Origin of the sequence: Sphingomonas qilianensis (assembly GCF_039614825.1) — a bacterium.
Classification (GTDB): domain Bacteria; phylum Pseudomonadota; class Alphaproteobacteria; order Sphingomonadales; family Sphingomonadaceae; genus Sphingomonas; species Sphingomonas qilianensis.
Map to the genome: position 1 here is coordinate 80,287 of NZ_JBDIMF010000004.1, position 12,125 is coordinate 92,411.

General features: G+C 64.9%; 8 protein-coding genes and 1 pseudogene. 7 read left to right on the forward strand and 2 right to left on the reverse strand.

What is annotated here, in order from left to right:
* Positions 1-72: 72 nt before the first annotated feature.
* The 6 genes and pseudogenes from dnaN to ABC969_RS10645 all read left to right on the forward strand — a co-directional run bounded on the left by dnaN (position 73) and on the right by ABC969_RS10645 (position 8,315).
* Complete coding sequence (dnaN, locus tag ABC969_RS10620) at positions 73-1,185, forward strand: DNA polymerase III subunit beta (protein ID WP_345864824.1); 1,113 nt, start codon at positions 73-75, stop codon at positions 1,183-1,185.
* A 710-nt stretch (positions 1,186-1,895) separates the two neighbouring features.
* Positions 1,896-2,133 (forward strand): annotated as a pseudogene (locus ABC969_RS10625) (integrase core domain-containing protein); the annotation flags it as partial.
* A gap of 371 nt (positions 2,134-2,504) precedes the next feature.
* Positions 2,505-3,710, forward strand: coding sequence for a phosphoesterase (locus ABC969_RS10630; protein WP_345864825.1), 1,206 nt, complete (start codon positions 2,505-2,507; stop codon positions 3,708-3,710).
* Positions 3,711-3,857: 147 nt separating this feature from the next.
* Complete coding sequence (locus ABC969_RS10635) at positions 3,858-4,280, forward strand: RNA polymerase sigma factor (protein WP_345864827.1); 423 nt, start codon at positions 3,858-3,860, stop codon at positions 4,278-4,280.
* A gap of 1 nt (position 4,281) precedes the next feature.
* A complete protein-coding gene (locus tag ABC969_RS10640) occupies positions 4,282-5,199 on the forward strand; it encodes a FecR family protein (RefSeq protein WP_345864829.1) in 918 nt (305 codons plus the stop codon).
* 86 nt (positions 5,200-5,285) lie between these two features.
* Positions 5,286-8,315 carry a TonB-dependent receptor gene (locus ABC969_RS10645; protein ID WP_345864830.1) on the forward strand — a complete coding sequence of 1,010 codons (3,030 nt, stop codon included), beginning with the start codon at positions 5,286-5,288 and terminating at the stop codon, positions 8,313-8,315.
* Between the two features lie 189 nt (positions 8,316-8,504).
* On the opposite strand, the gene ABC969_RS10650 is transcribed toward ABC969_RS10645, so the two are convergent.
* Both ABC969_RS10650 and ABC969_RS10655 read right to left on the reverse strand, forming a co-directional pair.
* Positions 8,505-9,239 (reverse strand): PEPxxWA-CTERM sorting domain-containing protein, encoded by a 735-nt coding sequence (locus ABC969_RS10650; protein WP_345864832.1) that lies wholly within the window; start codon positions 9,237-9,239, stop codon positions 8,505-8,507.
* Between the two features lie 119 nt (positions 9,240-9,358).
* Entirely contained in the window at positions 9,359-10,366 is a 1,008-nt protein-coding gene (locus ABC969_RS10655) for a helix-turn-helix domain-containing protein (protein ID WP_345864834.1), read from the reverse strand.
* Between the two features lie 432 nt (positions 10,367-10,798).
* On the opposite strand from ABC969_RS10655, the gene ABC969_RS10660 reads away from it, so the two are divergent.
* Positions 10,799-11,821 carry an endo-1,4-beta-xylanase gene (locus tag ABC969_RS10660; protein WP_427916129.1) on the forward strand — a complete coding sequence of 341 codons (1,023 nt, stop codon included), beginning with the start codon at positions 10,799-10,801 and terminating at the stop codon, positions 11,819-11,821.
* The last annotated feature ends 304 nt before the right edge of the window (positions 11,822-12,125 follow it).

The window sequence follows — 12,125 nt, forward strand, 5'->3', positions numbered from 1 at the left end:
TCTACACGTTTGGCGGGTTGCAAAATTGGCGGACGGCACGCATTTCCGGCGGCCGGCCCGGGGGAATTGAGAATGAAGGCGACGATCGAACGCGCAACCCTGTTGAAGGGGCTGAGCCATGTCCAGTCCGTGGTCGAGCGCCGCAATACGATACCGATCCTGTCCAATGTGCTGATCGAGGCGACCGCCGAGGGCGGTTTGAAGCTGATGGCCACCGATCTCGATCTTCAGATCAACGAAACGATCGCCGCCGCGGTTGATCAGCCCGGCGCGACCACCGTCTCGGCGCACACGCTGTTCGATATCGCGCGCAAATTGCCCGAAGGCAGCCAGGTCAGCCTGGCCGCCGCCGACGGCAAGATGACGATTATGGCCGGCCGCGCCAAATTCCAGCTCGGCACGCTGCCGCGCGACGATTTCCCGGTCATCGCCGAGGGCGAACTGCCCGTGTCGTTCGAATTGCCCGCGGAGACGCTCAAGCAACTGATCGACAAGACGCGCTTCGCCATCTCGACCGAAGAGACGCGTTATTATCTCAACGGCATTTTCCTGCACGTCTCGGACGATCCCCTGCCCGTGCTGAAGGCCGCAGCCACCGATGGCCACCGCCTCGCCCGCGTCACCATGCCGCGCCCCGATGGCGCGGAGACGATGCCCGACGTGATCATCCCGCGCAAATGCATCGCCGAACTGCGCAAATTGCTCGACGAGATCGATGGCTCGGTCGGCGTGTCGCTCAGCCCGACCAAGATCCGCTTCGATCTCGGCCAGGCCTTGCTTACGTCGAAACTGATCGACGGCACGTTCCCCGATTACAGCCGCGTCATCCCGACCGGCAATGACAAGATCCTCAAGATCGATCCGCGCAGCTTCGAGGAAGGCGTTGATCGCGTATCGACCATCGCCACCGAAAAGACCCGCGCCGTGAAGATGGCGCTTGATCGCGACAAGATCATCCTGTCCGTCACCAGCCCGGAAAACGGCACGGCGGCGGAAGAAGTGCCCGGCGAATATGTCGCCAGCGGGTTCGAGATCGGCTTCAACAGCCGCTATCTGCTCGATATCCTGGGGCAGCTCGATGGCGACACGATCGAAGTCCATCTCGCCGACGCCGCCGCGCCGACCTTGATCCGCGAGAATGACAAGAGCTCGGCACTGTACGTGTTGATGCCGATGCGCGTGTAGGTCGCAGGCGAAGCGCGGTATAAGGCAGGCGAAGCGGAGAGGGTCCGGCTCGATGCGCTAAAGCATTGAAACTAAGTAATTTCGCTGATGTTTTGGTAAACGTCGGCGTGGTAACGGTCGCCATGAGAGATCGGGAAGCGGCGCGGCTAGCCGGCGGTGAAAAGTGTAAAGGAAGACCGACCTCGTCGCGGAGTTCCGCCTCGCAAACGGCGAAGTGGTCCCATTGTGGTGCGACGATCGACGCGCCTGCCCGACACATTTGCCCTTCGGTGGGCGCTGGGGACCTATCGCTCGCCAGGCCTTAGCCCTTACTCGATGCGCAACGCACTTCAGGGTGTTGGGATTGGCCTATCCTTCTTTGAGGGGTGACAGATCGACCTTACGCAGAGGTTGGCGTCGGGCCTGATGTGACCCCCGTTTTTCCTAAAGTTGGAGCTAGAGTCCGACACCGGAAAAGGGACGGACAGATGAAGCGGAAGCAGTTTTTCCGAAGAGCAGACCATCGGCCTCCCGAAGGAAGCCGAAGCGGGCGCGGTGGTAACGGATCTATGCCGGCGGCAGCGGCGAAGCGGGGAGCGGTCACACATCTTCAGACGGCGCTGGAGATGAGCGAGCGGCAGGCGGAGCAGCCCAAGGTTCCGGCGATGCGAAGCATCGTTAGCATCACTGCGGAGGGGTGTGGTCGTCGGGGCGGATCGCACAAGCATGCGGTATCGCTCGTGGGCACCGAGCTGACCTCGAACGCGGCGCTGGCGTGGTCAGGCGATTCCGGGATGGCGTAGCACTATATTGCGCCGCGCAAGACGACGCAGAACGGTTCGTCGATAGCTGCAACGGTCGCAGGCGCGACGAGCTGCTCAATGAAACACTGTTCTTCACAGTTTGCCAGTCGCGCGATTCCCGCACACTGGGTCGACGACTACAACACCCGAGCGGCCATATTCGTCATTCTGCGGCCGCGCGTTCAGAATCCTCCCCGAACCACCTTTCCGGGCGCCAGATAGCATGCTTGGCCGACCAATCCGCTCGCTGTGCGCGATCGGCGTCATATAGCTGTCGCACATCGGCCCCAAGGGCATCGGCGGGCTGTTTTTGGAGGATGTGTGAACCGACGCGCAACGCTTGTTCTGTTGTCGATGCTGGGGCTTGCCGCGCCCGTTACGGCGCAGTCGGTTGAACCGCGGCGCTGGCTCGCGGGGGACCATCATGTGCACAGCGTGTACAGCGCACGCTATTCCCTTGATCCCGCCAGGCCCGATCAACCGCCCGCGCCGATCATAGGCGGCGATTCGGCGCACACGATTCAGCAGAACGCACAAATGGCACGATCCTTCGGGTTAGACTGGATCGTCGCTACCGATCATGGTGGGCCAGGGCATTCGGCACTGAACCATGCGCGCGCCTGGCCCGATGTCATCGCCGCGCGTCGTGCGGTGCCGGGCCTCACGCTATTCTATGGCGCGGAATTCGACGTGCCCGGGGGGGAGCATGCCACGCTGATCCTGCCGATCGATGCGGGAGAACGCGACGCCCTGCGCCGAATCGAAGGCAGTTTTGGCAAGCGCGAGGCGTTTCCTGCCGATCCTGCGCAAAACACCAAGCCACGCATGATCGAGGCGCTGCATGCGATGGCGGCCCTGCCGGGCGTGCCGGTACTGATCGGCAACCATCCCTCCCGTACCGCGACCGGGCTCGGCCGCTGGGGCATGCACACGCCGACCGAGTATCTGGCGTGGCACAAGGCTGCCCCACGCGTGGCGATCGGCATGGAGGGTGCGCCAGGCCATCAGGCAGCACGGCCGAAGCCAGGGCTGGACGCAGCCCATGGCTCGCGCGGCCTGTACGGCGGCTTTCCGACAATGGGCGGTTATGACCAGATGGTGGCGACGCTGGGCGGGGCATGGGACGCGATGCTGGCTCAGGGGGTGCATTGGACGATTACCGCAAGCTCGGACTCGCACGGCCATTGGCGCGAGGGCGGCGCTGATTTCTGGCCCGGAGAATATACCAAGACCTGGGTCTGGGCGGCCCCCAATTCCACCGACATCCTCGATGGCCTGCGCGCAGGCCGGGTGTTCGTGGCGACGGGTGGGCTGATCGACCGCCTCGATGTGACGGCAGCGGGCGCGAAGGCACCGTCGCGGCGGGCCGCCGCGGGCGATACGCTGATGGTCGCGCCCGGCGAGGCGATGAGTGTAACGATCCGCTTTCGTCCCGCGCGGGCGGCCAATGCCAGCGGCGCGGTGCCAAAGGTCGATCATATCGACCTGATCGCCGGCAGCGTGACGCACCAGCCCGGCGACCACAATCCGACGCATCTCGTGCATCGCTTCGGGGCCGGGGAATGGCGCCGCGAGGGGGACGACTATGTCGTTGATTATAGCATGTCCGCTCCGCAGGCCGCCGGCTATGTGCGGGTCCGCGGCACGAGCACCCGCGAGGGCGAACCGGCAGTCGATACGCCGGGAGAGGACCCGTGGCAGGACCTGTGGTTCTATTCCAATCCGATTTATATTCGCAATTGACGGGCAGCGTCACCTGGAATGCACCGGACTGTCACGAAACCGTACCAGAAAGCATTTAGCCGCCACGCCATGGGCGTGCGGGAACCTTCAGGTTGTGCGGGGATGCTAGGCGCGGGCTGGTCGCGGCTGCGCGAGCAGATTGCCCGCATGACCCGGCGCGACGATGCCGAGGATCTGCTGCATGATGCCTGGATCGGCCTGGCGGAGCGCAAGACGGTCGCGGAGAATGCCCCGGCAATGCTTGCCCGCGCTGCCGCCAATCGCGGGATCGATGCCTATCGTCGCGAACAGCGCAGGGGGGTGTCCGTCTCGCTGGAATTGGCCGAAGCCATGGTTGCCGATGCCAGGCCGCTGCAGGACGAAGCGCTGATCGCGCGGCATCGCCTGGAACGGCTGCGGGGCGGTGTGGCGCAGCTAAGCCCGCGCACCCGAGAGATTTTCTTGATGCACCGGCTGGGTGGTCGTAAGTATCGTGAAATCGCGTCAGAGCTCGACATCAGCCAGAGCGCCGTTGAGAAGCATATCGCGCGGGCAATGGCGCATCTGACCGACTGGATGGAGGATTGGTGACGTGAGCTTTCGCCGCGGGCCGGAAAATACGAACCGGCAGGCGGCAGAATGGCTGGCGCGATTGCATGCCGATGATCGCACGCCCGACGACGAAACGGCGTTTCGTGCCTGGCTGAACGCGGATCCGCATCATGCCGCGGCGTTCGAACGTGCGTCCACGATCTGGGAATCGGTGGGTGGGCTGGGTGTTTTGCCGGCGACCAGCACCCCGCACGTATCGCGCCGAACCGTGCTGGCCAGCGCCGCCACGATCGTCGTGGCGGGCGGCGCGGGGTTTGGCTGGCGGGAGGCCGTGGCTGGTGTGTATCAGACGGATGTGGGCGAGCAGCGTCGTCTGCTGCTGGAAGACGGCACCCGCGTCATGCTCGACACGGCCACCCGCTTCCGCTTCCGTCCCCATGCCAATACCCGCATCCTGTCGCTCAGCAACGGGCGCATCGACCTGAACGTGGCAAAGGATGCCCGTCCCTTTCTGATCGAAGCAGGGGCACAACGCGCGTCGTTGCCAGCGGGGCACGTGGACGTACGGCGCGATGGCGCACGAGTGGCGTTCACGGCGATCGAGGGCACCCCGCAGATCCTGGCCGGCGGGGCCACGCTTGCGTTGGAGTCCGGGCACCGAATGGTGATGACCGATGGGCGCACCGACCGGGTAGACCGGCCCGACCTGCAGGATCTGATCGCCTGGCAGGACGGTCGCCTGGCATTTCGCGACGAGATGCTGTCGCAGGCCGTCGCCGAGATGAACCGCTACACGAACCGTCCACTGGTAGTGGCCGACGCGCAGGTGGGCGGGTTGCGGTTGAGCGGAATGTACCGCGTCGGCGACCCCGAGGCTTTTGCCCGGTCTATCGCCATTTTGCTGCCCGTGCGCGTGCAGGCCGACGCCAAGTCCGTGCGGATTTTTCATATGGCCTGATCTTTTTTTCAGCAGGGGGTGAGGAATCCCGCCTGCTCGTCGTCGAGGAGGGGGCGCTCGCGGGGAGCGCGAAACGGGGACCTTCCATGACGAGTTTTAAACGACAGCTTCGCCGGTCGGCGGCGCTTGTGCTCGTGTTGACGGCTTGTTCGGTATCGGCTGCGGCCGAGGCGCAGAACAGCGCGCGACGCGCCCGCATCGATATTGCCGCACAGCCCATGGACCGGGCGCTGGAGCAGGTTGCCCGGCAGAGCGGCAACGACATCCTGTTCACGCCGACGGCCGTAGCGGGACTGAGCGCGCCTGCGCTGTCAGGCGAGTTCGATACCGAAACGGCAGTGCGCCGCCTGATTGTCGGGACGTCGCTGAACGTTACCCGCGATGCTGCGGGCGCGCTGATCGTTCGCCCTCGGTCGGCGGCGGCCGTCGGAACGCTGCCGGCCGCCCCCGAGGACGCCCCCGCCGGTGACGATATCGTCGTGACCGCGAAGTTTTCGAACGGCGTCGAACGCGCGCTGGACGTAAAGCGCAATGCCGATTCGATCTCCGACTCGATCGTCGCCGCCGACATCGGCAAGCTGCCCGCATTCAACGTGGCCGAAGCGTTGCAGCGCGTGCCCGGCGTCACGATCGTGCGCGAAGCCGGCGAAGGCCAGTTCATCAGCGTGCGGGGCCTGGGGCCCAATTTCCAGGCCGTGACCTTTGACGGGATGCCGCTGGCCTATAACGAGAACATCCGCAATTCGGGCCAGTCTGGCCGCCAGTTCCGCCTGCAGGTGCTGCCGGCGACGCTGATCGACAGCATCGTCGTCACCAAGTCGCCGACCGCCGATCTGGTCGAAAACGGCATCGGCTCCACGGTCGACATCCGGCTGATCAAGCCGCTGAATCGCGACTCGTTCGTCGCCGCGACGGCCTTTGCCGGGTATGAAGAACGCACCGACACGGTCAATCCGAACGGCAGCCTGTCGGCCAGCTGGCGCAATGCCGACAAGACGTTCGGCATCGTCGGAGGCGTTTCCTATTCCAAACGCGAGGTGCAGTTCGACCGCGTCCGCGGTTATTGGCAGGACCTGGCGATTCCGGGGCTTGGCACGGTCAAGGCGCCGGGTGACTTCCAGCCCTATCTCGAGCAGGAAAATCGCGAGCGGATCAGCGGCGTGATCGGCGTGCAGTGGCGTCCCGCGCCCAATCTCGAATTCGACATTGACGGGCTGTATTCGCGTTTCAACAACGAAACCTATGAGCGGCGCCTGACCTATTACATCGCGGGTCAGATCGCACGCCTCGACCGCGCAACGGCGGTGGTCGAGGACGGCCGGCTGGTGGCGGGCACGATCCGCGGCGCGCGTATCCGCAACTACAGCGAATATCTCGACCAGTCGCACGAGAATATGCAGTTGAACGGCACGGTGCGGCTCGACCTCGGCGGCTGGCGGATCGAGCCGCGGGTCAGCTACGCCCGCGCCCGCAGCGACCTCGATACACCGATCCAGCGCGTGCAGTATCGCACCGCCGATGGGGCCGGCGGTGACCTGACCTTCGATTTCCGTGGGATCCGCGACGATGCGCGTATCAAGGTACTGCAGACCAGCCTCGACCTGACCGATCCGTCGAAAATGCGCTATGAAAGCTTTGCGGTGCGGCCGATCAATTCGGAAGATCAGGACAAGACGGGGGTGCTCAACATCTCGCGCGACGTCGATCTCGGCGGGGACGGCTTCCGCTTCACCCGCGTTGCCTTCGGTGGCCAGTATTCGGATCGCTCGCGCGATTACCAGCGCCGCGACCGCAGCACGACCCAGCTTCGTCCCGGCACCACGCAGACGGGTGCGTTCCTCGGCTTTCCGGTGCCCGCCAACGCCTTCGACCAGTCGATCGCGCACTTTCAGCGGTGGACCAATGTCGACTGGGGTCTGTTCAATAGTGCCTATGTCCTGAACGGCGAGTTTGACGGCGTGAATCCGCGTGCCAGTGATCTCGCCCCGACGGCGGCCGATCTGCAGAACTCCTATCGCATCGGCGAGGAAATCGTCGCGGGCTATGGCCGGGTCGATTTTGCTTCCTCGGTCAGTACGATCCCGGTCACCGGCAATGTCGGCTTGCGCTATGTCCGGACGTCCACAGCCGTCGATGGCACCACGGTGTCGCCCGTGCTGGGGGCAAATGGCAGGGTGACCACCGAAGTCACGCCGCTGACCACCAGGGCCCACTATGCCGAATGGTTGCCGAGCGCGAACGCCAACTTCAAGATCACCGATGGCGTGCAGTTCCGCCTCGCCGCCGCGCGCACGATGACGCGCCCGTCGCTGTCTGAGCTGCGCAATTCGATCAACACCAACAGCGTGACGGTGACCAGCATCTTCAACGAAGGTGCAGCAGCGCTCAGGGATCCGTCGATTAACCTGACCGCGGCCGCGGGTAATCCCAATCTCCGGCCTTATACGTCTTGGAACCTGGACGCGTCGTTCGAATGGTATTTCCCCAGGTTCGGCGCATTCACAGCGGCGGCGTTTTACAAGAACATCAGCGATTACATCGCGTCGGATTTTGAAACCCGCTCGCTGGCGTTCGCGGTGCGCGACGGGACGACGCTGCCGGTCGATGTTCTGGTCGCCACCCCCACCAATGTCGGCGACGCGAAGATCTCGGGCCTCGAATTCGGCTATACCAACAAGCTGCCGTTCGGCCTGGGCGTGACGGCGACGGCAACCTTCGCCACGTCGAAGCTGGAACTCAACCTTGCCGGGCGCGGCGTCCAGAATGCCGGGATGCAGGGTGTATCGGACATCAGCTACTCCATCACCCCGTTCTTCGAAAGCGGGCCGTTTGAAATCAACGCCAGCTATACCTATCGTGGCAAGTACCTGACCGATGCGGGCGCGACGGTGACGTCCCTGCCGACGATCGAGGACGTGGTGGGCAACTACCAGGATGCGTTCGGCATCGTCGACATGGGAGCCAGCTATCAGATCCGCCAGAATGTCGAGGCCTTCGTGCAGGCTACCAATGTCCTGAACGCCCGGCAGATTTCCTACGCCGGAACCCGCGATGACGTGAGCGAGATCCACACCTTTGGTCGCAGCTTCAATTTCGGGCTGCGCGCCAAATTCTAAACGAAATACGCCCCGATGAATGCAAAGCCAGCCGCGGCGGACAATGCTGTCTACCGCGGCTGGCAACTGGGGGTACTACCCCAAAAGGGAGCTTTACGCGCGCTCGCCCCCAATGAATGGCGAACGACCATTACAGATGCACTGACCGTATCGATCCGATGGCTCCGGGGCGGCGGGTCGCGAGTAGTACTAGCGGGGCATGGGTATCGCGAGCCGCGGTCCGTTTGTGCGGCTTGGTAGCAGCGTCTCTTGCTCAGTTGATCGAGGTGACCCGCCTCGAAGGCGCAGCGGCGCGGCGCGCTTCGTTTGGCGCCGGATCATCCCCCCCGCGAGGCCAAAGCCGACCAGCAGCAGCGCCCAGGTCGAGGTTTCGGGCACGGCCGACGCCACTGCCTCACCCGTGAGCTGGAAGGCGAAGTCACCCCCGGCAGTCCCGAAGCTTTGATATTTTTCCGACCACACAAGGCTGCCGGGCGATCCCGCGATGTTGGACGGGAGCGACGTATCGGCAAACTGCCAGAGCATATAGGCGTCAGGGGCACCATAGACCCCGACCAGAATATTGCGGTCGCTTGGCAAAATCACGTCGATTGCCATGTCGAACCGACGAGGAATCCAGCCGCCGCCCGAAATTTCAACATCAGCCGTGCGCATGTACTCAAGATAAAACCAGTCATCCTCGCCCTGAATCCAGAACTCCACGGTGAACGGCGCCACTGCATCCCATCCCCACCAGGTAAACTGGGTGATGCGGCTGGTGGTCTCCAAGGTGAAATCATCATATAGAAAGACATCAGGGGGCAGCGCGTGGTCGACCGCCCACTGCTGTTTCGGAAGCTGGGCAACCAGCGTGGCGGCACGTGCCTCGATCGCGGCAACGGGCGACAGCGCAAGCAGCGCGGCGAGCGCAATGATCCATTTCATCGTAACGTCCTTCCCCCCGGCTGCCGTAGCGGCGCCCTTCCTGCGGGGATTGTAGCGGACGCGCCGGCCGGGCGTCGATCCGCTGCCTGTGTCTTTGGTATGGTATCGGTGTCTCTCGCTCAGTCGATCGACGTGACCCAGCTTCGGAAGCGGAGCGGCACCGCATGATCGGGCACGGGCGCATCGATCGCTTCGCGATGCTGCGCGCGATAGCCGGCCGGCGTGACCCCGAACGCGTCGCGGAACACGCGGCTGAAATGGGATGCGTCGAAGAAGCCTGCAGCGCGGGCAAGCACCGCGATCGAGCGCTGCTCGGCCGGATCCTCCAGCCAGCGCCGCATCCGCCGCAGCCTGCGCGCCTGCAGTTCGCGCTGCACGCCCGTTCCGCTGCCGAACGCACGGTACAGGCTGGAGCGCGAGACGCCCAGCAGGCGGGCGATCACCGACGCGGTCAGCACCTCGCCCAGATGATCGTCCATCAGTGCGCGGGCGTGGTTGACGAGCGCGTCGTTGCACGGGGCGATGCGTTGCCGCCGCCCCAGCGCGTCGAGCAGCGTATCGACCACCAGATCGGCAATCTGGCGCTCGATCACCGCCGCGTGCGTGACCGGCAATTGCGGCAGCGCGCGTTCGATCGCCGCGATCTGCGCCGCAAACAGCGGCACCAGCCCGCCATCATCGACCAGCCCGTGCGGATCGAGCGCCCCCAGCCGCGGGATCACCGCCGCGCGCGGGATCGCAACCGAAATCTGAGACGTCGCCGTGACCGACAGGCGGCAGGGCTGGCGCATATCGATCGCGAGCAGCGCGCCGCTTTGCGCCGTGCCGATCGGCCCGTTTTCGCCGTCGATCCGCACCGATCCGCGATGATGATAATTGACGTAGAGGTGATCGGTGCCGTCTCCGGCGATCTGCCGCGCGGTGCGTTCGTAGATGGCCGGATCAGCGGCCAGGCGGGAAAGCACCGTGCCGCCGATCTTCCATACGTGCGCCACCGCGCGAAACGGCGCCTGCTCCTCGCGGGTGACGTGGAAATTGGGCATTGCCGACGCAAAAGTCGCGAAGCGCGATGCCGGCGGAAGCATCGCGCTGTCGAATTCAAGCGGCGTGAACGAGCTGTCGGACATCGACTCCCCCCCCGGGTTACCCCTCGTGGCAGCAATGACGGTGCGCTGGCAAGCGGCGGGCGCGTTGCCCACTTTCGCCTTAATAGCCCACTTCCACCAGGCAGTTCGCATGCCCCGCTTAATTTGTGCCGCACGGGGCGCCGACACCGCAGACTGCCCGCAAGCTTGCAAGGAACAGGCGACTGTGCACGGGATCGCAAACGTGGTCGCATCGAATTGGGATGGACATCCAACGCGGTCGCGATACCGTTAGCGCTATCAAAATAAAACAGGAGAAGGTGCTTGGTAGATGTTACCCGACGCGATGGGATATCGATGCTCGCCGGACTTGGCCTGGTCGGCGCGACAGCAACCGGCAGGGCATTTGCGCAAACCCCACATCCCGCGCATCCCGGATCGACCGGTCTGAACGCACTCGCGGCTGCGAAGGGCATGCGACTCGGATCCTGCTTTGCATACGGCCAGCCCGGCGCCGATCGCGGATCGTTCGCGAACCCGGCCTATGCGGCGCTGCTGAAGCGCGACTGCGGGCTGCTGGTCGGCGAGAACGAGATGAAGTGGCAGGCGCTGCGTCCCAGCGCGACGCGCTTCGACTTCGCGCGGTTCGACGCGATGATGGCGTGGGCGACCGCCAACGCGATGCCGGTGCGCGGGCACAATCTGTTGTGGCACCAGCCGAAATGGATGCCGCGCTGGGAAGAGACACACAATTTTGGCGCAACCCCGGTGCGTGCCGCCGAGCGTCTGCTGGTCGATCACATCACCACCGTCTGCCGCCGCTACGGGACGCGGATCCCCAGCTACGACGTCGTCAACGAAGCGGTGAACCCGGCGGACGGAGCGCTGTACCAGACCGCGCTGTCGCGCGCGATGGGCGGGGCGGAGCCGACGCTCGACCTCGCCTTCCACACCGCACGCGCCGCCGCGCCGCATGCGCAGCTGGTCTATAACGACTATATGAGCTGGGAACCCGGCAACGCGACGCACCGCGCCGGCGTGCTGAAGCTGCTCGAGGGGTTCAAGGCGCGCGGCGTGCCCGTCGATGCACTGGGTGTGCAATCGCACCTCGTCACCCAAGGGACCGACACGCGCGCGACGATCGCCGCGCTCGACGGCGACTGGCGTCGCTTCCTCGATGCGGTGACGGGGATGGGCTATGGGCTGGTCATCACCGAGCTCGATGTCCGCGACAACGGCCTGCCCGCCGATATCGCGGTCCGCGACCGGGGGGTGGCGGATTTCACGCGCGGCTATCTCGACCTGATGTTCGCCTATCCCGCAGTGCGCGATGTGCTGCTGTGGGGCATGACCGATCGCTACAGCTGGATCGAGGGGTTCGAACCCCGCAAGGACAAGGTGCCGCGCCGGCCCTGCCCCTATGACTCCGCATTCAAGCCCAAGCCGATGCACGCCGCGATCGCCGCGGCGCTGACCGCCGCCCCCGCACGCGTCTGAATGCACCCTGCCCCGCCTGCCGTAAGAGCAAGGGGGGCCAACGAGGAGGGGAAGAATGAAGGGCCTGCTTCTGGCGAGCGCATTGCTCGCAACCCGGCGGTCACCGCGGCGCAGACCGCGCCGGCGCCCGCTAAACCCGCGCCGAACTACTCGATCGCGCAGTAAATACCCCCGCGACCAACTGGTCGATCTCTGGCGCGGGCCAGACGTCGAAACTCGGCACGACGCAGGGCGTGCCGGGCAACCAGGCGATGCGCGTCGCCGTCGCCGCCAAGCGCGCGAATGCTTGGGACGTCGGCGCGCA